The organism is Palleronia aestuarii (assembly GCF_003253995.1).
GTDB classification, from domain to species: Bacteria; Pseudomonadota; Alphaproteobacteria; order Rhodobacterales; family Rhodobacteraceae; genus Palleronia; species Palleronia aestuarii.
In genome coordinates, this window is sequence record NZ_QKZL01000002.1 from 352,072 (window position 1) to 372,294 (window position 20,223).

The 20,223-nt window shown below is 71.2% G+C and carries 17 protein-coding genes and 1 riboswitch; of the genes, 4 read left to right on the forward strand and 13 right to left on the reverse strand.

What is annotated here, in order from left to right; translation table 11 throughout:
* Nucleotides 1–2 precede the first annotated feature (2 nt).
* From LX81_RS03805 to LX81_RS03820, 4 genes are read right to left on the reverse strand one after another with little or no spacing between them, the layout of a single operon-like run.
* A complete protein-coding gene (locus LX81_RS03805; protein WP_111535947.1) occupies nucleotides 3–710 on the reverse strand; it encodes an LrgB family protein in 708 nt (235 codons plus the stop codon).
* The gene (locus LX81_RS03810; protein WP_111535948.1) at nucleotides 707–1,063 is read right to left on the reverse strand and encodes a CidA/LrgA family protein; all 357 of its coding nucleotides are present in this window, start codon (nucleotides 1,061–1,063) and stop codon (nucleotides 707–709) included. The genes LX81_RS03805 and LX81_RS03810 overlap by 4 nt, the downstream gene beginning before the upstream one ends.
* Nucleotides 1,060–4,755, reverse strand: coding sequence for a cobaltochelatase subunit CobN (cobN, locus tag LX81_RS03815; protein ID WP_111535949.1), 3,696 nt, complete (start codon nucleotides 4,753–4,755; stop codon nucleotides 1,060–1,062). Before cobN ends, LX81_RS03810 begins: the two co-directional genes overlap by 4 nt.
* Nucleotides 4,756–4,783: 28 nt before the next feature.
* Nucleotides 4,784–5,242: a GNAT family N-acetyltransferase gene (locus tag LX81_RS03820; RefSeq protein ID WP_111535950.1), complete on the reverse strand. Its 459-nt coding sequence runs from the start codon at nucleotides 5,240–5,242 to the stop codon at nucleotides 4,784–4,786.
* Nucleotides 5,243–5,296: 54 nt separating this feature from the next.
* Between LX81_RS03820 and LX81_RS03825 the strand changes: the two genes are divergently transcribed.
* Nucleotides 5,297–5,509, forward strand: coding sequence for a hypothetical protein (locus LX81_RS03825; RefSeq protein ID WP_111535951.1), 213 nt, complete (start codon nucleotides 5,297–5,299; stop codon nucleotides 5,507–5,509).
* A 2-nt stretch (nucleotides 5,510–5,511) separates the two neighbouring features.
* Here LX81_RS03825 and cobW read toward each other — a convergent pair whose 3' ends face one another.
* From cobW to LX81_RS03840, 3 genes are all read right to left on the reverse strand, one after another.
* The gene (cobW, locus tag LX81_RS03830; RefSeq protein ID WP_111535952.1) at nucleotides 5,512–6,552 is read right to left on the reverse strand and encodes a cobalamin biosynthesis protein CobW; all 1,041 of its coding nucleotides are present in this window, start codon (nucleotides 6,550–6,552) and stop codon (nucleotides 5,512–5,514) included.
* A 162-nt stretch (nucleotides 6,553–6,714) separates the two neighbouring features.
* Nucleotides 6,715–7,362 (reverse strand): HupE/UreJ family protein, encoded by a 648-nt coding sequence (locus LX81_RS03835; RefSeq protein ID WP_111535953.1) that lies wholly within the window; start codon nucleotides 7,360–7,362, stop codon nucleotides 6,715–6,717.
* A 113-nt stretch (nucleotides 7,363–7,475) separates the two neighbouring features.
* Nucleotides 7,476–7,700, reverse strand: a riboswitch (cobalamin riboswitch).
* 61 nt (nucleotides 7,701–7,761) lie between these two features.
* Nucleotides 7,762–8,664: an EamA family transporter gene (locus LX81_RS03840; protein WP_111535954.1), complete on the reverse strand. Its 903-nt coding sequence runs from the start codon at nucleotides 8,662–8,664 to the stop codon at nucleotides 7,762–7,764.
* A gap of 96 nt (nucleotides 8,665–8,760) precedes the next feature.
* Here LX81_RS03840 and LX81_RS03845 point away from each other — a divergent pair, with 96 nt between their 5' ends.
* Both LX81_RS03845 and LX81_RS03850 read left to right on the forward strand, forming a co-directional pair.
* A complete protein-coding gene (locus tag LX81_RS03845) occupies nucleotides 8,761–9,957 on the forward strand; it encodes a winged helix-turn-helix domain-containing protein (RefSeq protein ID WP_111535955.1) in 1,197 nt (398 codons plus the stop codon).
* 109 nt (nucleotides 9,958–10,066) lie between these two features.
* A complete protein-coding gene (locus LX81_RS03850; RefSeq protein WP_111535956.1) occupies nucleotides 10,067–13,516 on the forward strand; it encodes a chromosome segregation SMC family protein in 3,450 nt (1,149 codons plus the stop codon).
* Between the two features lie 55 nt (nucleotides 13,517–13,571).
* On the opposite strand, the gene LX81_RS03855 is transcribed toward LX81_RS03850, so the two are convergent.
* From LX81_RS03855 to LX81_RS03875, 5 genes are all read right to left on the reverse strand, one after another.
* The gene (locus tag LX81_RS03855; protein ID WP_111535957.1) at nucleotides 13,572–14,333 is read right to left on the reverse strand and encodes a hypothetical protein; all 762 of its coding nucleotides are present in this window, start codon (nucleotides 14,331–14,333) and stop codon (nucleotides 13,572–13,574) included.
* 104 nt (nucleotides 14,334–14,437) lie between these two features.
* Nucleotides 14,438–15,028: a Dps family protein gene (locus tag LX81_RS03860; protein ID WP_170133839.1), complete on the reverse strand. Its 591-nt coding sequence runs from the start codon at nucleotides 15,026–15,028 to the stop codon at nucleotides 14,438–14,440.
* A gap of 102 nt (nucleotides 15,029–15,130) precedes the next feature.
* Nucleotides 15,131–16,300 (reverse strand): lytic murein transglycosylase, encoded by a 1,170-nt coding sequence (locus LX81_RS03865; protein WP_111535959.1) that lies wholly within the window; start codon nucleotides 16,298–16,300, stop codon nucleotides 15,131–15,133.
* A 45-nt stretch (nucleotides 16,301–16,345) separates the two neighbouring features.
* Nucleotides 16,346–17,245 carry an adenosylcobinamide-phosphate synthase CbiB gene (gene cbiB, locus LX81_RS03870; protein WP_111535960.1) on the reverse strand — a complete coding sequence of 300 codons (900 nt, stop codon included), beginning with the start codon at nucleotides 17,243–17,245 and terminating at the stop codon, nucleotides 16,346–16,348.
* Nucleotides 17,246–17,303: 58 nt separating this feature from the next.
* Entirely contained in the window at nucleotides 17,304–17,663 is a 360-nt protein-coding gene (locus LX81_RS03875) for a DUF1636 family protein (RefSeq protein WP_111535961.1), read from the reverse strand.
* Nucleotides 17,664–17,804: 141 nt separating this feature from the next.
* On the opposite strand from LX81_RS03875, the gene LX81_RS03880 reads away from it, so the two are divergent.
* On the forward strand, nucleotides 17,805–19,031 hold the full coding sequence (locus LX81_RS03880; RefSeq protein WP_170133840.1) for a GAF domain-containing sensor histidine kinase: 1,227 nt from the start codon (nucleotides 17,805–17,807) through the stop codon (nucleotides 19,029–19,031).
* A 13-nt stretch (nucleotides 19,032–19,044) separates the two neighbouring features.
* On the opposite strand, the gene LX81_RS03885 is transcribed toward LX81_RS03880, so the two are convergent.
* The gene (locus tag LX81_RS03885; RefSeq protein ID WP_111535963.1) at nucleotides 19,045–20,034 is read right to left on the reverse strand and encodes a glutathione S-transferase family protein; all 990 of its coding nucleotides are present in this window, start codon (nucleotides 20,032–20,034) and stop codon (nucleotides 19,045–19,047) included.
* Nucleotides 20,035–20,223: the final 189 nt, after the last annotated feature.

The window sequence follows — 20,223 nt, forward strand, 5'->3', positions numbered from 1 at the left end:
GCTCACAGGATGAGCCGAACGATCAGGGGCGCGACGAGCGCGGTCAGGACGGCGTTGAGCCCCATTCCGATGCCGGAGAAGGTGCCTGCCGTCTCGTTTACCTGGAAGGCCCGTGCCGTGCCGATCCCGTGCGCCGCGACCCCGGCGGAGAAGCCCCGCGCGCGCCAATCCGTCAGCCGCGCGAGATTCAGGAGCGGCGTGACCATGATCGCGCCCGCGATGCCGGTGAGGATGACGAGGATCGCTGTCAGCGTCGGCGCGCCGCCGAGCTCTTCGGTGATGCCGATGGCCACGGGGGCCGTCACCGATTTCGACGCGAGCGAGATGAGGGAGATGCGGTCGAGCCCGATCGCCATCCCCATCGCCACGGCAGACAGGAGCGCGACCATCGAGCCCACGACGAGCGCCGCGGCCATGGGCAGGAGCACGCGGCCCACGCGCTTGCGGTTCACCCAGAGTGGCACGGCAAGCGATACCGTCGCGGGGCCGAGCATGAAGTGGACGAATTGCGCGCCTTCGAAATAGGTCGCGTAGCTCGTGCCGCTCAGGATCAGGGTCGCGCCAAGCAGGATGATCGCGACGAGGACGGGATTGACGAGCGGGGAGCGGCCCGAGAGCTCGAAAAGCCGCGTGCCGCAGAGGTAGGCCACGAGCGTGGCCGAGAGCCAGAGAAGCTCTTCCTGTCGGAGGTAGGACCAGATCTCGATCATTGCGCCTCGTCCTCCGGCGCGGTGCGGGCGAGGAGCGCGAAGGTCCAGGCCCCGGCGACGATGGCGAGCGCGGTCGAGACGAGGATGATCCCGATCAGCGCCAGCCCGCTCTCGCGGAGCGTCCCGAAATGCCCCACGATCCCGACGCCGGCAGGCACGAAGAGGAGCGAGAGATTGCCGAGAAGCGTGCGCGTCACCGGCCTGAGCATCTCCTCCAGCTTCGGACGGGCGAAGAGCGCGATCAGCAGGAAGATCAGGCCAACGACCGGGCCGGGCACCGGCAGGCCGAGGGCGCGGACCAGGACTTCGCCTGCGAGCTGCAGGATGAGGAGAAGCGCGATCGGGACGATCATGCGAATTCCTCGAGCATCGCGCGGGCCGAGTTGGAGCGCGGTTGCCAGAGGCCGCGCTCGACGGCCTCCGAGAGCCGGGCCGCGATCTCGCGCAGTGCCGGGGCGTTGTGTTCCTCGATGAAGTCGCGGGTTTCCTCATCCTCGAGGAACGCCGCGTGGACGAGGTCGAAATGGTGCGATTTCACCGCGCCGGTCGTGGCCGCGAAGGCGAACATGTAATCCACCGTCGCCGCGATCTCGAACGCGCCCTTGTAGCCGTGCCGCTTCACGCCCTCGATCCATTTGGGATTGACCACCCGTGATCGTACGACGCGGCCGACCTCCTCCTCAAGCGTCCGAATTACCGGGCGTTCGGGGCGGGAATGGTCGTTGTGATAGATCGGTCGCGCGCGGCCCTGCAGCGATTCCACCGCAGCCGCCGCGCCGCCTTCGAACTGGTAGTAATCGTCGCTGTCGAGGAGGTCGTGCTCTCGGTTGTCCTGGTTCTGCACGATCGCCTCCGCCTGTCCCAGCCGCGCCTCGAGTCCGGGGCGGTCGGCGTGTCCCTCGCCGTCCGCGCCATAGGCATAGCCGCCCCAGCCGAGATAGGCGTCGGCGAGGTCGGCCTTCGCGCGCCAGAGCCGCTCGTCGATCATCGCCTGCAGTCCCGCGCCGTAGGCACCGGGCTTCGAGCCGAACACCCGCGCCTGCCCCTCGCCCGCACGGGCCCGCGCGGCGGCGGGATTCATGTCGTCGGGTTCGTCGAGGGCCTGGATCGCGCGCGCGGCACTGTCGACGAGGGCGATGAGCTGCGGGAAGGCGTCCCGGAAGAAGCCGGAGATTCGAAGCGTCACGTCCACACGGGGGCGGGCCAAAACGTCGAGGGGCAGGATCTCGAAGCCGGTGACGCGGCGGTTGGCGGCGTCCCATGTGGGCTTCGCGCCCATCAGGGCGAGGGCCTGCGCGATGTCGTCGCCGCCGGTGCGCATGTTCGCCGTCCCCCAGGCGGTCAGAAGCAGGCTCCGCGGCCAGTCGCCCTGGTCCTGCAGGTGCCGCTCGACAAGGAGGGAGGCGGATTTCCAGCCGAGCGCCCAGGCGGTGGGGGTGGGGACGGCGCGGCTGTCGACGGAATAGAAGTTCCGCCCCGTCGGCAGTGTGTCGAGCCGCCCGCGCGTGGGCGCGCCCGACGGGCCGGGCGGGATCGCGCGGCCCGAGAGCGCGGTCAGCAGGCCCGCCATCTCCGCCGGGCCGGATTCTTCGACCGCTGGGGCGATCCGCGTGGCGATCTCGTCGAGCACGGCCGTCGTGGCGGGGCCGGGGGACGACGCTCGCGGCTTCGCCGCATCGCCCCGCCCACCGTCCCAGAGCCGTTGCGCGAGCATCTCCAGCCGCTCCACCGTGTCGCCGTGGCTGCGCCAGGCGCCGTCTCCCGCAAGGCATTCGGGCCTCGGCCCCGTCCAGGCCGCCGCCATGTCGCAATCGAGGGGATCGAAGCCGAGCTCCAGATCCGCGGCCATGGCTCTCAGGAGTGACGCGTCCCCATTCTTGCCCGTCCCGCGCGGGATCCGTGCCAGCGCGATCACCAGATCGCGCGCGAGACGCCCTTCCGGCGCCCGACCGAAGATATGGAGCCCGTCGCGGATCTGCGCCTCCTTCAACTCGCACAGATAGGCGTCGAGCTTGGCGAGATCCGTCTCCGCATCGCCGCTCATGCCGATGTCGCGATCGAGGCCGGTCGACTGGCTCAAGCTGAGGATCTCGCCCCTGAGATGGGCGATCCGGCGCGGATCGACGCCCGCCGCCTCGTAGTATTCGTCGACGAGCGCCTCGAGGTCGCGCAGGGGGCCGTAGGTCTCCGCCCGCGTCAGCGGCGGGGTCAGGTGATCGACGATGACGGCCTGCGCCCGCCGCTTGGCCTGCGTTCCCTCGCCCGGATCGTTGATGATGAAGGGGTAGACGTGTGGCATCGGCCCCAGGACCGCCTCCGGCAGGCAGGTGTCCGACAGGGCCACCGACTTGCCGGGCAGCCATTCCAGATTGCCGTGCTTGCCCATGTGGACGATCGCCTGCGCGCCGTGGACGTGCCGAAGCCAGAAATAGAACGCGAGGTAGTTATGCGGCGGCACGAGGTCCGGCGCATGGTAGGTTTCCGTCGGGTCGATGTTGTAGCCGCGCGCAGGCTGCAGCCCGACGACCACGTTCCCGTAATCGAGCACGGCCAGCTTGAAGCCGTCCTGCGTGACGAACGGATCGTCCTCGGGCGGGCCCCAGCGGCTCTCGATCCCGCTCCGGACGTCCCAGGGAAGGGCGCGGTAATGCTCGAGATAGGTCGCCATCGGCAGCGCCACGCCGCCCGCCCGCTCCGCGCGGTCGGTGAGCCAGTTCGTGGGGCCGGCCATCAGCGCCGCCATCAGCGCGTCGGAATGCGCCGGCGCCTCCGCCACGCCGTAGCCCGCCCCGGCGAGGGCCGCGAGGACGTCGACGGTCGCGGCGGGCGTGTCGAGCCCCACGCCGTTGGCGAGCCGCCCGTCCTTGTTAGGATAGTTCGCGAGCACCAGCGCGACCTTGCGGTCCTCCTCGGGGGTATGCCGCAGCGCGGACCAGTTCGCGGCGAGCGCTGCCACGAAGGCGATGCGGTCGCCCTGGGGGCGGTAGGTGGCGATCGCGCATTCCGTCGCCTCGTCGAAGAAGGCCGTGTCCTTGAAGCTGATCGCGCGGGAGAGGAGGCGTCCATCCACCTCCGGCAGCGCCACGTTCATCGCGATGTCGCGCGCCGAGAGGCCTGCCAGACCCTCCGACCAGGCTTCCTCCGTCGATCCCGCGAGCACGGCCTGGAGGACCGGCGCGGCGTTCGCCCAGGGCGCGGCGAGCGGGTTCTCCGACCCCTCGCCCGCATGGGGGGAGCCGGTGGCGAAGCTCGTGAGGTTCACGATCACAGCCGGAGGTGCTTCGGTAAAGAGATGCTCCAGCGTCGCGGCGGAGACGGGGTCCTTCAGCGACGCCACAAAAACCGGCAGCGGGTTCAGTCCCGCCCGGAGGAGCGCCTTGACCATCCGGTTGACCGGTGCGAGCCCCGCGCCCTGCACGAGGGCGCGGTAGAAGACGATGGGGGCCACCGGCGCGCCCTCCACCCAATTCCCGCGCAAGGAGGCGAGGTCGGTCTGCCCCGTCCCGGGCCAGTAGAGCCCGGCTCGTAGCAGGGGGCGGGCGGGGCCGGGCCGCTCTTCTCCGTCGAGCATCGCGCGTGCATGGGCGAGGAGCGTCGCGGCATTGTCGGGTCCCCCTTCCACGAAGCAGGACCAGAGGGCGTCGTAATCCTCGTCCGAGACGGTGGAGAGCGCGCGCAGCTCCGCGTCCGGCTTGTCGTCTCCGGGCAGGAGCACCAGCGGCACGCCCGCCGCATGGAGCCGCGCGGAATATTGCGCCACGCCGTAGCGCCAGTAGCCGACGCCGCCCAGAAGCCGGACGATCACCATTCGCGATTTCGCCGCGCAATTCGCCAGATGCAGGTCGACCGACATCGGGTGGCGCAGATGGGCAAGATTGACGAGACGAAGCGAAGGCGGCGCCGTCATCTCGGACCGCGCGAGGGAAAGCACGGCGAGATCGGTATCGGCGGCCGAAAGGATCACCAGGTCGGCGGGGCTCTGTCCCGGATCGACGGCTTCGGTACCGTCGTCAATGGCCCCGGGCGTGGCGGCGAGAAGGTGCATGATGGCGTCTCCGGGCCCGGATCGGGCCTCAAGTCTCCAGGGATTTTTCCATGAAGATGCTGCTTGCATTGGCGGTGTATTCGCCGAACGGCTCCCGCTCCCGGAAACCGTGCCGTGCGTAGAAGGTTCGTGCCGCGCGAAGCGCGTCGCCGGTCTCGAGACGAAGCACTTCGAGCCCTTCTTCGCGGGCGCGATCCTCCACCTGGCGCAGCAGGGCGTCGGCCGCTCCGGTGCCGCGCGCGAGGTCGGCCACGAACATCGACTTCACTTCGCCCCAGCCGTCGCGGATGGCGAGCGCGATGGTCCCCACCACGTCCGCGCCCTGCCGTGCGGCGAAGAAGCGCATGTGTGGCGCGCGCAGGGCCTCGATATCGAGGAAATGGTTCTCTTCGGGCGGAAACAGGCTCTCCATGAGCTCGTGGCTCATCCTGAGGAGCGCGGCGGCGCCCGGTGCGCCGGGATCGGCTTCTTCGACGATCAGGGGCATGCGACTTGCCGGGCCCCGGGCACGGCGCCATATGATGGGGCAAAGAGCGACACCATGGATGACGACGAGATGAAAACCGCGCCGGACCACGAGGTGGATCGATCCGAGGCGAGCGACAAGCCCGCGAAGAACGAGGATGACCCGAAGGGCAAGACCAAGTTCGACAAGCCGGCGACGGGCGAGGAGAGCCTTGCCATCGACGAGGAGGGCAAGAATATCCGCGGTCCGGAAGGTCATGCCAAGGACGGGCACGACGACGAGACCTGATCTCACGCCGACAGCGCCGCGGTGATCGCGGCGCGGTCGAGCCCGGCTTCGCCGATGACGACGAGCCGCGTCTCCCGTTCCGATCCGCCGAGCGGCCGGTCGTAGTAGCTGTCGACGCGCGGACCCACCGCCTGGATGGTCAGGCGCATGGGCTTGCCCGTCACCGCCGCGAACCCCTTCAGACGCAAGATATCGTGGCTGCGGATCGTTTGCGCCACAAGATCGGCGAAAGCTTTCGGATCGGCAATTTCGGGGCGGGTCACGACGAAGCTCTCGAACTCGTCGTGATCGTGGTCATGCTCCCCGTCCTCTCCGTGATGGTGGTGGGGAGCGTCGCGGGCGTCGAGATCGGTCTCCGCCGCCGCGGACCGGCCGAGGAGGACGTCGGCGGGCAGGACGCCCATCGAGGTCGAGACGACCTGGACGCCGGGGCGGGATTCTGTGCGCAGGCGGTCGGAAAGGCTTTTGGCCTCAATGGGTTCCAGGAGGTCTGACTTGTTGACGACGATGAGGTCGGCGCAGGCGATCTGATCCTCGAACAGCTCGGAGAGCGGGGTCTCGTGGTCGAGGTTGTCGTCGGCCGCGCGCTGAGCGTCTACCGCGTTGATATCGTGGGCGAAACGGCCCTCCGCCACGGCCTTGCCATCGACGAGGGTGACGACGCCGTCTACGGTGACGCGGGTGGAGATCTCGGGCCAGTTGAAGGCCTGGACGAGCGGCTGCGGCAGGGCGAGACCGGAGGTCTCGATCACGATGTGATCCGGCAAGTCTTTGCGTGACAACAGTTTTTCTAGGGTCGGCACGAAATCCTCGGCGACGGTGCAGCAGATGCAGCCGTTCGAGAGCTCCATCACGTCGTCGTCGGTGCAGGTGGCGTCGCCGCAGCCCTTGAGGATGTCGCCATCGACGCCGAGATCACCGAACTCGTTGATGATCAAGGCAATCTTCCGCCCTTCCGCATTGTTCAGGAGGTGACGGATCAGCGTCGTCTTGCCCGATCCGAGGAAGCCGGTGACGATTGTGGCGGGGATCTTGGCGGGCATCTGGGAGCCTCTCAGCGGGTGAAACGGCGTACACGGAACGTACACGGGGCGTACACGGAATGTCGGATCCGCGTGCAGCGGGCGTCAGGCGCCCGTGCATACGGGGTATGGCGGGTGTGCAGCGGGCGTACACAGGTCGTGCGTACGCCCGACATCGAGGGCTCAGCCCCAGCCGAGCGCGCCGAAGATGGCGCCTTCGGCCGTCTCGAGCGTGAGGAAGAGCCCCACCCCCGCGACGACGGCACCGGCGAGGCGCGGCTCGAGCGCGGTCGCGGCCGCGGCGGACGCGAGACGGCGCAGGGCGAGGCCGGCGCCTACGGCGATCGCGTATTGCACGGCGAGGAGCCCGAGCAGGTAGCCCGGAAGGACGGCGCCCATCGCGCCCGCCTCGGCCGAGGCCATCGCGCCGCCGAAGGCGGCGCCGTGGAAGAGGCCGAAGCCCGCGAAGAGCGCCATCGCGACCGGCGCGGAGGGCGCGCGGCCCGACAGCGCCACGGCGCCCAGGCCGAGCAGCGAAACGGCGATCACCGCCTCGGTCAGCGGCAGGGCGGGGCCGAAGGTGGTCAGCAGCACGCCGGCGAGCATCGCGGCCAGATAGGCGAGCGGCCCGGTGAAGGCCCGGCCCGCGAACGCCGCGACGATCCCCACCAGGGCGACGAAGAAGAGATGGTCGAAGCCCAGCACCGGATGGCCGACGCCCGAAAGCAGCCCGTGGGCGAACGTGGTCATCTCCGTCCCGCCGAGCGGGTGGTGGGCGAGTGCGGGCGTGGCGGCGAGCGCGGCCCCGGCGGTCGTAAGAAGTCGTTTCATGTCTGTCCCCTTCCGGTCACTTCTTGAAAGGGGGAGTTCGTCGAGGGGGGATTGCGACGCCGCCGCATTCTGACCCATCACCGGAACACCCCGTCCGTTCGTCAGGCCGGACGATGTCGCGTCCGGTGCGTGGCTGGTCTCCTGGCTTGCGGGTCACGGCGAACCTCGGCCTTCCCGGGCAGGCGCCCAGTGGCATCTTCGAGGTCCGCTCGCCGCGTACAGTCGCGGGGGCGGCTGCGGTCTGCCGGGTTCCTGATCGGATCCCCCGGTCCCGCATTCCCATTTCAGCCCCCGCGGCTTGGCCGCGTCGTGAGGGGCACCATGCGGGACCAGCATTGCGATGCCGGGCGCGCCGCGTCAATGGGGGGCGGAAAGATGGTCGCGCGCCGGGGTGGCCATTCAGCGCACGGCGACCACGACGAGTACCGACAGGGTGATGAGCGTCATTCCCACCGCCTCGCGCCGGGTGATCCGTTCGCCGAAGACCAGCGTCGCGGCGAAGATGGAGAAGATCACCTCGACCTGTCCCACCGCGAACACCATCGCGGCGTTCTGCAGCGTGAAGGCGGTGAACCAGCACAGGCTTCCGGCCATCCCGCTCAGGCCGATCCAGACAGCCCCGCGCCACGCGGCGGCGACCCGCGCCACCTGCCCCTTTTCCCGAAAGGCGAGCCATGCGGAGAGGGACAGGGTCTGCAGGACGGTGATGATCGCGAGGGAGAGGCCCGCCCGGAGGAGCGGGTCGGGGCTTTCCACGGCGAGGGTGGCGCCGCGATAGCCGACCGCGGAAATGGCGAAGAACGCGCCCGAGCACAGGCCGAGGATCGTGGCGCGGCTTCGCAGGCCGTCCCGGAGGCGGCCGCCCAGCGTGGCCGTCTCCGACAAGGCGAGCACGCCGATCAGGCCCATGAGGATCGCGCCCATGCCGATCGCGGAGACCCGATCGCCCAGGACCACGAAGCCCGCGAGCGCCGTCTGCATGACCTCCGTCTTCTTGAAGGTGATCCCGACCGCGAAATTGCGCTGCGCGAAGAGCGCGACCACGCACCAGGTCGCGAGGATCTGGCTGGCACCGCCCGCCAGGGCATAGGGCCAGAAGTGCGGCGCGACCTGTGGCACGGGCAGGTCGCGGGCCAGCAGATACGCGGCGAGAAGGGCGGTGACGAAGGGCACGGAATACCAGAACCGCGCGAGCGTCGCGCCCCCGGCGCTGAGAGTGCCCATGCTGAGCTTTTTCTGGAGCATGAAGCGGAGCGTCTGGAACGCGGCCGCGGCGATGGCGAGGATGACCCAGAGCTCCATCGCGACCGCTTAGCGCCGCGGCTGCGGGGCGACAAGGTGTGCGCGCGGACCGCGACGGGGCCTGTCGCGCGGCGGCCGCTGCGTTATCCTGCGCCGATGACACGCCCCCTGCTTCAGAACCGGACGGCCCGACGCCTCTTTCTCGACCGTCACCTCCTCCTGCGTCCCGGATCGGGGCCGGGCCGGGGGACCGACCTCGATGACGTCCTGGGGCGGCTGGGCTTCGTGCAGATCGACAGCGTCAACACGCTCGCGCGCGCCCACGACCTCATCCTGTGGTCGCGGCGCGGACGGTACCGCCCGCGCGCGCTCGAGGCGCTCGTCGCGCGGCGGCGGACGGCCTTCGAGCACTGGACCCACGACGCGGCCGCGATCCCGATGGCCTTCTATCCGATGTGGCGGCTGAAATTCGCCCGCGACGAAGCCCGGATGCGCCGGCGCTGGCCTGCCTGGCAGCGCGGCGGCTGGCAGGGCGAGCTCGACACCGTGCTGCGCCACGTCTCCGATCGCGGGCCGGTCAGCGCGCGCGAGCTCGGCGGCGACGGGGGCGGCGGCTCGTCGGGCTGGTGGAACTGGCATCCGTCGAAGACGGCGCTTGAATTCCTCTGGCGCTCCGGACGGCTCGCGATCTGTCATCGCCGCGGGTTTCAGAAGCTCTACGATCTGCCCGAACGGGTCATCCCGCCCGAGGTCCGCGCCGCGCGGCCCGACGATGCCGAGATCGTGGACTGGGCGATGTCGGAGGCGCTGGAGCGGGTGGGGTTCGCCACGAGCGGCGAGCTCGCGGCCTTCTTCGAGATCGCGACCCGCGATGAGGCGCGGGAATGGTGCGCCGAAGCGCTCGCCCGCGGGCGGATCGTGGAGGTCGATGTCGAATGCACGGGCGGTGCGCGGCGCCGCGGCTTCACCACGGAGGGGCTGCTCGACCGGGCCGCGACGCTGCCCGCGCCCTCGTCGCGCGTGCGGATCCTGAGCCCGTTCGACCCTGCCCTGCGCGACCGGGCGCGGGCCGAGCGCCTCTTCGGGTTTCGTTACCGCATCGAGATCTTCGTGCCGGAGGCGAAGCGGCGCTATGGCTACTACGTCTTTCCGGTGATGCAGGGCGACCGCGTGATCGGCCGGATCGACGCGCGGCGCGACGGGTCCGAGATCGCCGTGCGCGCCTTCTGGCCCGAGCCGGGCGAGAAGATGGGGAAGGGGCGCCTCGCGGGGCTGGAGGCGGAGCTTTCCCGTCTGCATCCGTTCCTCGGCACGACGTCCGTCACGTTCGCGGCGGACTGGTTGCGGGCGTGACGATATCTTGTGGATATCGCGTCTGCCTGCGGCAGATGCGGGGCGGGTTCGTTGACACGCCCGGGTTGTTCGCGAAGACTCGCCGCCGCGGTTCAAGGAGGCGCGGCGCATGCAGTTCACCCGGCTGAGGCTCACGGGCTTCAAGTCCTTCGTCGATCCGACGGATCTCGTGATCCAGGACGGGCTGACGGGCGTCGTGGGGCCGAATGGCTGCGGCAAGTCGAACCTGCTCGAGGCGCTCCGCTGGGTGATGGGGGAGAGCCGGCCGACCGCGATGCGCGGCGGCGGGATGGAGGACGTGATCTTCGCGGGCACGACCCGGCGGCCGGCACGGAACTTCGCGGAGGTGGCGCTCCATATCGACAATGCCGAGCGGCTGGCGCCGGCGGCCTTCAACTCCCACGACGCGATCGAGATCGTGCGGCGGATCACCCGCGACGCAGGCAGCGCCTACAAGGCGCAGGGCCGCGACGTGCGGGCGCGCGATGTCCAGATGCTCTTCGCCGACGCCTCCACCGGCGCGCAATCGCCCGCGCTCGTCCGCCAAGGCCAGATCGCGGAGCTCATCAACGCGCGGCCCACGCAGAGGCGGCGCATCCTGGAAGAGGCGGCGGGGATCTCCGGCCTCTACCAGCGGCGCCACGAGGCGGAGCTGAAGCTGAAGGCGGCGGAGGCGAATCTCACCCGCGTCGACAGCGTGGTCGAGAGCCTCGCGGCGCAGCTCGCACAGCTCGCGCGGCAGGCGCGGCAAGCGGCGCGCTACCGCGAGATCGGCGCGGCGCTCAGGCGGGCGGAGGGGCTTTTGCTCTACCGCCGCTGGCGCGAGGCTGACCGGGCGCGGTCGGACGCAGAGGCCGCGCGAGCGCTGAAGGGCACGGAGGCCACGCGGGCGGAACGGACGGCGGTCGCGGCCACGCGGGCGCGGGAAGAGGCGGAGGCCGCGCTGCCGCCCCTGCGCGAGGAGGCGGCGATCGCCGGCGCGCTGCTCCAACGGCTCGAGGTGGAGCAGGGCGGGCTTGCGGAGCGGGAGGGGCAGGCGGCGGAGAAGATCGCGCAGCTCGAGGCCCGGCTGGCCCAGATCGGGCGCGACGCGGAGCGGGAGGCGGGGCTCAACGCCGACGCGGACGGCACGATCACCCGGCTCGAGGCGGAGGGGCGCGAGCTGACCCAAGCGGAGGCGGGGTTCGACGAGGCGCTCGCCGCCGCCGCCGCCGCCGCGCGGGAGGCCGGTGGCGTGCTCGCGGCCCGCGAGGGCGCGCTGGCCGAGATCACCGAGGAAGTGGCCCGGCTCGCCGCGCGGCACCAATCCGCGGACCGGGAGGTGGCGGAGGCCGAAGGTGCCCGGTCGCGCGCCGCGGCGGCGGTCGCGAAGGCCCGTGAGGCGCTCCGCGCGGCGGAGGCGGCGCGCGCGGGCGTCGAGGGCGAGGTCGACGCGGCGGAGGCCGAGGAGGCCGCGGCGAGCGCCGCGGCGGAGCGCGCGGAAGCCGAGATGGGCCGGGCGGAGGCCGCGCGCGACGCGGCGCAGGGCGCGGAGGCGGAGACGCGCGCGCGGCTTTCGGAAGCCGAGGGTGAGCGGGGCGCGCTCGCCGCCGAAGCGGGCGCGCTCGAGAAGATCGTCGCGCGCGGGGCGGGCGGGGGCACGGAGGTGCTCGACCGGGTCCGCGTCGCGGCGGGTTTCGAGAAGGCGCTGGGCGCAGCACTCGGCGACGATCTGCGCGCGCCGGAAGTCGAGGGCGGGACCGGCTGGACGCGGCTGCCGGATTACGACGCGGCCGAGCCCCTGCCGGACGGCGCGGCGCCGCTCGGCCTCCATGTCGAGGCGCCTGAGGTGCTCGGGCGGCGGATCGCGCAGGTGGGTCTCGTCTCCGCCGAGGCGGGCCCGGGCCTGCAATCCGCGCTCCGCCCCGGGCAACGGCTCGTCAGCCGGGCGGGCGATCTCTGGCGCTGGGACGGGTACGGCGCCGCGGCCGCCGATGCGCCGTCGGCCGCGGCGCTCCGGCTCGAGCAGCTGAACCGGCTTTCGACGCTGCGCGAAGCGCTCGCCGCACTCGAGGCGCGGGCGGCGGAGGCGCGGAGCGCCCACGACGAGGCGGCGCGCCTGCTGCGCGAGGCGGGGGAGGCCGACGGCGCGGCGCGGCGGGCCCGGCGCGAGGCCGATACGCGCCTCGCGGAGGCGAGCCGGGCGCTGTCGCGCGCGGATGCCGCGCGCAGCCTCGCCGATGGCCGCCGGGTGCAGGCGGAGGCGGCCCTGCAGCGCCACGACGAGGAGGCGAACGCGGCGGCGGAGCGGTCGGAGGCCGCGCGGGCGGCGCGGGACGCGCTCGACGATCTGGACGCGCTGCGCGCCCGCGTGGCGACGCGGCGCGAGGAGGTCGAGGCGGCGCGGCTCGCGACGCTCGCGCGGCGCGCGGCGCATGACGAGCGCGCGCGGGAGGGGGCCGCGCGGGAGAAACGGCAGGCGGCGATCGCCAAGGAGCTCTCCACGTGGCGCGGGCGCCTCGCCTCCGCCGGCGGGCGGCTCGCCGATCTCGAGGCGCGGCGGACGCGCGGCGAGGACGAGCTTGCCCGGGCCCGCGCGGTGCCCGAGACGCTCGCGGCGGACCGGGCGCGGCTCGACGCGGGGATCGCGGAGGCGCGCGCGCGCGACGCGGCCTCCCGCGAGGCGCTCGCCTCGGGCGAGGACCGGCTCGCCGCCGCCGCGCAGGCCGAGCGTGCCGCCGAACGCGAGGCGGGTGCCGCGCGGGAGGCACGGGCGGGCGCGGAGGCGCAGGCCGAGGCCGCGCGGGCGGGCGTGGCGGAGGCCGCGGCGCGGATCGAGGAGGCGCAGGGCACGACGCCCGACGGCCTTCTCGAGACGCTCGAGGCCGATTTCGAGACCATCCCGGGCACGGACGAGATCGAGGCGGATGTCGGGCGCCTGCGCCGCCAGCGCGACGGGATGGGCGCGGTGAACCTGCGCGCGGAGGCCGATGCGCAGGAGGTGGAGGCCGAGCACGAAGAGCTCGTTCGCGAGAAGGCCGATCTGGAGGCCGCGATCGCCACGCTGCGCTCCGGGATCGCGGGGCTGAACCGCGAGGGGCGCGAACGGCTCCTCGCCGCGTTCGAGGAGGTGAACGCGAATTTCGGAACCCTCTTCGCCGCGCTTTTCGGCGGCGGGGAAGCGCGGCTCGAACTCGTTGAATCGGACGATCCGCTCGATGCTGGGCTGGAGATTCTCTGCCAGCCGCCGGGCAAGCGGCTCTCGACGCTGTCGCTTCTGTCGGGCGGCGAGCAGACGCTGACCGCGATGGCGCTGATCTTCGCGGTGTTTCTCGCCAATCCCGCGCCGATCTGCGTGCTCGACGAGGTAGACGCGCCGCTCGACGACGCGAACGTCACGCGGTTCTGCGACATGCTCGACGAGATGACGCGGCGGACGCGGACGCGGTTTCTCGTCATCACCCACCATGCCGTGACGATGGCGCGGATGGACCGGCTCTTCGGGGTGACGATGGGCGAGCAGGGGGTGAGCCAGCTCGTCTCCGTCGATCTGTCGCGCGCGGAAGCGATGGTGGCGTGACCCGAGGGGCCCCCGCGTGACGCCGTCCCGGGCTCGACCCGGGACCTTGCGGGGCTCAGAGCGTGCGGGAGCGGGCGGGCAGGACCGGGCCGTCGGGCAGGTGGAGGAGCCGCCGGACCTCCGCCGTCTCCGCCGCCGTCACGGGATTGGCGGCGATGTAGCGCAGCTTGTCGTTCTCCCGCCCCGAACGGCTTTCCTGGTTTTCCCCGTGGGCCACGAGATAGGCCGCGGCGGGGAAGGGGATCGGGCGGAGGTGCTGTCCGTGCAGGGGCGCGGTTTCCGGCAGTTCGAAATGGCGCACCATCATCTGCCGCGTGGCCTTGAGATCTCCCGCCACGCGCCGGACCGCGCCCGCGGTGCCGCAGACGCGGTAGAAGGGCGCGCGCTTGGGGTGGTCCGCGGAGGGCGCGCCGTGGCGCCCGATCCGGCCCGTCCGCGCGTCGATGGACCAGCCGTCGGTGAGCAGCCAGCCATCGGCGGCCTCGCTGCGCATGTGGGCGACGAGATCGGGCACGACCAGGTCGTCCGCGTCGAGGGCGAAGAGTAGCGTGTCGTCCTCGGGCTCCGCGCGCAGGATGGCGGTGATCTTGGCCCATTTGTCGTCGCCGTCGAGCGGGCGGTCGAGGGGGAGGCCGGTAACGCGCGGATCGGGGGGGAGCGGCGGGACATCCTGCCCGCAGACGACCGCGCGCCAGTTCGGGTCGGTCTGGCGCAGGAGCGTGCCGAGCGTGAGCTCGAGGCAGCGGGTGACGACGGACCAGTCGCGCACCATCGCGCGGGCGATGAGCGGGATGCAGAAGAGAACGCGCGGGGGCATCGTCGGCAGATGGATCGCGGTGCGTCGGGGTCAAGCGGCGGGACGGACGGAACGGCGCTCGCGGCTACGCCGCATCGCCCCGCCCGCCGTCCCGCAGGCTTTCGTCACTGCTGCGCGGGGGCGTCCGGGGTCTGCAGGTGGGCGCGGATCTGCCACATCTGGTGGTCGATCAGATCGGTCACGGAGATCAGGAGGTCCTGCGTGACGAGGTCGTCCTCCGTCGCGTCGATGCGGTCGTAGAGCGCGTCCGAGACCTGGCTCCAGTTCCCGGCGAGCGCGTCGAGCGTCGTGTCCGCGTCGCGTTCCGCGGGGTCGGGCTCCGTCGCGGAGGCGTTCTCGGCGACCGCGGAGGGCCGTCCGTCGGCGGGGGCGCCCAGGGCGCGGAGACGTTCGGCCACCTCGTCGATCACGGGGAAGATGGCGCTGTAGAGCTCCTCGTAGAACTCGTGCAGCTGGTAGTAGTCGGACCCGACCACGTTCCAATGCTCCTGGTGGGCGTCGTGCTGGAGCGCGGTAAGGTCGTAGAGCGTGGCCTGCAGAGCCTCGATCGCCGGGCCGCGGGCCTCTTCGGTCGATGGCAGTGGCGGGGTCGGTCCCTCAGTCACAGAGGTGGAGGTGGTCGTGGCGTCCTGCGCCGCGAGGGGTGTCGCGGCCGCGAGGGCCAGTGCGAGGATGGTGGAGGTCAATGCGCGCATGATGGCCCGCTCCCTTGGTGTCGTTGTGCGTGGGCAGCCAAGGAGCGGGCGGGAGGGGTTGTTCCGGGGGTGCGACATCGCGGTCGCCCCCCGGTCGGACGATCAGAGCCGCGCGAGCAGGTCGCGCGTGGGCCAGCCATCGGCGGGAAGGCCGAGCCGCGCCTGTTCGGCGCGCACGGCGCTCCGGGTTCCGGCCCCGAGGATGCCGTCGATCTCGCCCACGTCGTGGCCCATCGCGTTGAGGCGGGTCTGGAGCGACCGCATCTCTGCGTCGGACAGCGCCGGGGACGGATTGCCGGGGGCGAAGACGGGCGCGCCTTCGAGGCGGGTGGCGAAGTAGGCGGCGGTCAGAACGTAGGTGAAGCTCTGGTTCCACTCGAAGAAGACGTCGAAATTCGGGTAGCCGACGAAGGCCGGGCCGTCCTTGCCCTGCGGCAGGACGAGGCTCGAGGGGAGTTCGGCGGCCCAGGCACCGGAGCGGGGCGCGACGCCCATCGCCGCCCATTCGGCGGGCGAATGGCGATTCTCGAGATGCGCGCGGGACCAGTCCATGTTGGCGGGTACGACGACCTCCTGCAGCCACGGCTCGTTCGGCCGCCAGCCGAGCGCGGAGAGCATCGAGCCGCCCGACATCAGCGCGTCGGGTGCGGAGGTCTTGAGACGGACATGGCCGTCGCCGTCGCCGTCGATGCCGTTCTCGAGGATGTCGCGGGGCAGCATCTGGACCTGTCCGATCTCGCCCGCCCAAGCGCCGGTCGTGGCGCGCGGGTCGAGATCGCCCATCGCCGCGAGTTCGAGCGCGGCGAAGACCTGCGGGCGGAAGAGGTCGGGGCGGCGGCAATCATGCGCGAGCGTCATCAGGGCGTCCACGGTGTTGAAATCGCCCTGCACCGCGCCGTAATCGGTCTCGAAGGCCCAGAACGCCAGGAGAACGCCGCGGGGCACGCCGAATTCCGCCTGGATCCGCTCGAAGGTGGCGTCGTATTCGCGCGACATGGCCTGTCCGCGATCGACGCGGTTCTGGGAGATGAGGCGGCGGGCGAAATCGGTGAAGGGCAGGGTGAAGACCCCCTGCCGTCTGTCGGCGGCGAGGACGTCCTGGTTTTGCCGCGTCCCCGCGAAGAACGACCGCGCGAGGGCCGGATCGGCGCCGCGGGAGACGGCCTCGGCCTCCATCGTGTCGCGGAAGGCAGCAAAGTCGCCGCCGCAGGGGACCTGTGCCGCGGCGGGGGCGGCGAGGGCTATGGCGGCGAGGATGGACAGGGATCGCATAACGGGCCTCCGGTTTTCGTTCCGGGGGATAGCAGAGAGCCCGGCTCAGGCAAGGAGCAGCACGATCACGATGACGACGAGCGCCGTCCATGCGCGCCAGAGCGCCCGGACCGAGGCCTCGATCTCGTCCGCGCCGATCTCCCGCCGGCCCTCGGGATGGACGTAGGGAAAATCGCGCATCTCGCCGTCATAGGCGCGGGGACCGGAGAGCGCGATGCCGAGGACGAAGGCCATCGCCGCCTCGGGCCAGCCCGCGTTGGGCGAGCGGTGGAGCGGCCCGTCGCGCAGGATCACGCGCCAGGCATCGGGCCGCGCGTGCGAAAGGGCGAGAAGCGCCGCGGTGAGCCGGGCGGGCACCCAGTTCAGCACGTCGTCGAGCCGCGCGGCGGCCCAGCCGAACTGCTCGTGGCGCGGCGTGCGGTAGCCCACCATCGAATCGGCCGTGTTGACGAGCTTGTAGACGAGCAGCCCCGGCAGCCCTGCCACGAGGAACCAGAAGGCCGGGGCCACGACGGCGTCCGAGAGGTTCTCCGCGGCCGATTCGATGGCGCCGCGGGCGATGGCGGTGGCGTCCATCGCCGCGGTGTCGCGCCCGACGATGCGGGCGACGGCCTCGCGCCCCTCGGGAAGCGAGCGGCGCAGCGCGGTGGCGACGTCCGCCACGTGATCGGCGAGGCTGCGTTGCGCAAGGAGGATCGCGCCGAGGAGGACGGAGACGAGGCCGCCGCCCGGCAGCGCCTCGATCCAGAGGCCGAGGAACGCCGCGCCCGCGACGAGAGCCGCCGTGATGAGCACGCCGTTGCGGCGCGCGGGCGCGCGGTTAAAGCGGCGGTCGGCGGCGGCGACGAGGCGGCCCATGAGGATCGCGGGATGCGGGGCGCGCGACCAGATCGCGCGCGGCTCGCCGAAGGCCGCGTCGAGAAGAAGGGCCGCGAGGAGGATCACGGGGACGCCGGACGACGCTCGGCTGCGCCATCGCCCCGCCCGCCGTCCCGCGCGGCGCTCATTCCTCGGGCAGCGGCGTGTGGCGGGTGACGAAATGGCCCTTGATCGGTTCGGGCCAGGCGCGATAGGGCACCTGCCCCGTGCGGCTTTCGGCGTGAAGGCGGGCGTAGTCGACGATGGCGCGCGCCGCCTCCCGGTCGGGGGTGAACTCGCCCAGCGTGTAGGCAAGCTTGCCCTGCGATTGCAGCGCCACGTTGCAGGCCCGCGAACAGCCCATCAGGCAGGAGAACCGCCGCGTGCGCAGGTCGCTGCCTTCCGCCTCCGCCTCGATCAGCGCGGCGAGGCGTTCGCCGTCGGTGTCGCCGCCCGACCAGTCGTCGCGCTTGCAGGTGTCACAGATGGTGATCCAGGTGGTCATGAGCTCTCCTCCGGGCGCGGGACTTGAACCGGATCCGGGCGGTCGGCGCAAGGGGGTGCGGAGGCCGGCCCTCGGCGATTCACGCGATCTCAACCGATCCGTGGAAAGCTTTCCTGGACCGACATGCAGAGGAAGACGTCGATGTCGAGCGAGATGCGCTCCTATCCCATCCCCGTCAACGACACGTCGCGCGGCCTTGTCATCGAGGCGATGGACCTCACCAGACGGCAGGGCGATCCGTTCTTCGGCTACGTGACCGAGGCCGCGAAGCGGATCTTCGGCGCGCCAGTGGCGTTCCTGTCGCTGATCAAGGGCGACACGCAGTGCCTGCTGCATTGCGACGGGGTGGACGTTCCCGAGACGCCGCGCCAGATGTCGCTTTGCGCCTTCACCGTCGCGGCCAAGAAGACCATCGTGCTGCACGACACGCTCCTCGATCCGCGCAGCGCCGGCCATCCGATCGTCACCGGGGGGTTCCGCCTGCGCTTCTCCGCCTCCGCGCCGGTCATCCTGTCGTCGGGATATTGCGTCGGCACCCTCTGCGCCGTCGATTTCGTGCCCCACGACGCGCCGGAGCCGCATCAGGTGGAGATGCTCGAGAGCCTCGCGGCGATGACCGCGCGCTTCTACGAGGTTCCGGCCGAGCCCGATCCCGTCCGCGCGGCCGAGCTGCGGCGGATCGTGGACGATGCGCAGGACGAGTTCCTGTCGCTCGTCAGCCACGAGCTGCGCACGCCCCTGAACGGGATCTACGGCATGGCGCAGCTCCTCGACCTGCCCGACGGGGAGAACGCGGCCCTGGTCCGGGCGATCACCGATTCGGCGGAACTCCTCAACGGCATCGTCGAGAGCATCCTGAGCTTCACGCAGATGAAATCGGGCGACATCGTGCTCGACGAGGAGACGTTCGACGTGGGCGCGCTGATCGGGGCGGTGGCGCAGACGCAAGCGGGCCTGATGCGGGCGGATGGCAAAACCTGCGACGCGTCGGGCCTGCCGGTCGGGCTCAGCATCACGGCCGACCGGGCGAAGATCGAGCTCGCGCTGTCCTGCCTGATGATGAACTTCGTCGCGCATGGCGGGCAGATGGCCCGCGTGGGGGCCCATCGCGGCGCGGACGGCACGCTGGTCGTGACCCTTTCGGACGATGGCGAGGGCATCTCGCCCGACCGCGAATCCCGTATCTGGGAGGCGTTCGGCACCGGCAAGTCGGTGCGGCGGCGCGATGCCGACGGGATCGGCCTCGGCCTGCCGCTGACGCGCAGGATCGTCGAACTCCACGGCGGGGAGTTCGACCTGATCCAGTCGCATCCCGGCATGAGCGCGGTGATCCGGTTGCCGGCCTGGCGCGTGTGCGCGCCCGACTAAACCCAGGCCCGGCCTAGCCGCGTCCGTGCGGCGCCTCCCAGTCGAGGATCGGATTGATCGGGATGATCCGGTTCGGGTTCACCGTCGGATGGCTGTAGTGGTAGTGCTGCACGATGTGGTCGAAGTTCACCGTGTCGGCGATGCGACCGCCATCGGGCGTCTGCCACTGGTAGAGTTCGCGGGTATAGGCCCAGAGGTTCGGGTAATCGATGATCCGCCGCCGGTTGCACTTGAAATGCAGGTGGTAGACGAGGTCGAACCGCACCAGCGTGGAGAAGAGGCGCCAGTCGGCTTCGGTGATCCGGTCGCCCATGAGGTAGCGGTTCTCGGCGAGGATGCCCTCGATCCAGTCGAGGCTTTCGAAGAGCGGATGGACGGCCTTGTCGTAGGCGCCCTGCGAGGTCGCGAAGCCTGCCTTGTAGACGCCGTTGTTGACGGTGTCGTAGATGCGCGCGTTGACGGGCTCGATCGCGTCGCGCAGATCCTCGGGCCAGTAATCGTCGGTGTTGCCCGTGATCCCGTCGAAGGCGGAGTTGAACATGCGGATGATCTCCGCGCTCTCGTTCGAGACGATCGTCTCGCGCTCGAGATCCCAGAGGATCGGGACGGTGACGCGGCCCGACGCCTTGGGCTCCGCGCGGAGATAGATGTCGCGCGCGAAAGGAAGGCCGTAGACCTTGTCGCCCGTCGCCCCCTCCCAATCGGTGCGGAATTCCCAGCCTTGCGACAGCATGTGGGGGTGGACGACCGAGACGTCGATGAGGGGTTCGAGCGCCTTGAGCTTGCGAAAGAAGAGCGCGCGGTTGGCCCAGGGACAGGCCAGCGAGACGTAGAGGTGGTAGCGGTTCGGCGCGGCCTCGAACCCGCCTTCGCCCGACGGGCCGGGGCTTCCGTCGGCGGTGATCCAGTTGCGGAAATCGGAGGTGTCGCGTTTGAATTCGCCCCCTGTGCTTTCCGTATCGTACCATTCGTCGCGCCAGACGCCGTCGACCAGCTTGCCCATGATGTCGCTCCATTGCTTATGACGTCGATTTAAGTCCTCTGCGGCACCTGCCCAACGGACGGGCCGCGCAGCAGGGTCCGCATTCGCGCACATGAGCGTCGCTTATGCCTTTGCAGGCGCCGTCGCGGTTCTGTATACGAACCGCGACGACGTCCCACGGGGGCCGGAAAGGTGATCGCGGCGGTCCGA

What these genes read in the sequence shown, in the direction of transcription:
- LX81_RS03840 (WP_111535954.1), bottom strand. Translation starts at nt 8,664, where the DNA reads ATGGAGCTCTGGGTCATCCTCGCCATCGCCGCGGCCGCGTTCCAGACG.
- LX81_RS03850 (WP_111535956.1), top strand. Translation starts at nt 10,067, where the DNA reads ATGCAGTTCACCCGGCTGAGGCTCACGGGCTTCAAGTCCTTCGTCGAT.
- LX81_RS03855 (WP_111535957.1), bottom strand. Translation starts at nt 14,333, where the DNA reads ATGCCCCCGCGCGTTCTCTTCTGCATCCCGCTCATCGCCCGCGCGATG.
- LX81_RS03845 (WP_111535955.1), top strand. Translation starts at nt 8,761, where the DNA reads ATGACACGCCCCCTGCTTCAGAACCGGACGGCCCGACGCCTCTTTCTC.
- LX81_RS03810 (WP_111535948.1), bottom strand. Translation starts at nt 1,063, where the DNA reads ATGATCGTCCCGATCGCGCTTCTCCTCATCCTGCAGCTCGCAGGCGAA.
- cobW (WP_111535952.1), bottom strand. Translation starts at nt 6,552, where the DNA reads ATGCCCGCCAAGATCCCCGCCACAATCGTCACCGGCTTCCTCGGATCG.
- LX81_RS03860 (WP_170133839.1), bottom strand. Translation starts at nt 15,028, where the DNA reads ATGCGCGCATTGACCTCCACCATCCTCGCACTGGCCCTCGCGGCCGCG.
- LX81_RS03805 (WP_111535947.1), bottom strand. Translation starts at nt 710, where the DNA reads ATGATCGAGATCTGGTCCTACCTCCGACAGGAAGAGCTTCTCTGGCTC.
- LX81_RS03875 (WP_111535961.1), bottom strand. Translation starts at nt 17,663, where the DNA reads ATGACCACCTGGATCACCATCTGTGACACCTGCAAGCGCGACGACTGG.
- LX81_RS03880 (WP_170133840.1), top strand. Translation starts at nt 17,805, where the DNA reads ATGTCGAGCGAGATGCGCTCCTATCCCATCCCCGTCAACGACACGTCG.
- cobN (WP_111535949.1), bottom strand. Translation starts at nt 4,755, where the DNA reads ATGCACCTTCTCGCCGCCACGCCCGGGGCCATTGACGACGGTACCGAA.
- LX81_RS03825 (WP_111535951.1), top strand. Translation starts at nt 5,297, where the DNA reads ATGGATGACGACGAGATGAAAACCGCGCCGGACCACGAGGTGGATCGA.
- LX81_RS03865 (WP_111535959.1), bottom strand. Translation starts at nt 16,300, where the DNA reads ATGCGATCCCTGTCCATCCTCGCCGCCATAGCCCTCGCCGCCCCCGCC.
- LX81_RS03835 (WP_111535953.1), bottom strand. Translation starts at nt 7,362, where the DNA reads ATGAAACGACTTCTTACGACCGCCGGGGCCGCGCTCGCCGCCACGCCC.
- LX81_RS03820 (WP_111535950.1), bottom strand. Translation starts at nt 5,242, where the DNA reads ATGCCCCTGATCGTCGAAGAAGCCGATCCCGGCGCACCGGGCGCCGCC.
- LX81_RS03885 (WP_111535963.1), bottom strand. Translation starts at nt 20,034, where the DNA reads ATGGGCAAGCTGGTCGACGGCGTCTGGCGCGACGAATGGTACGATACG.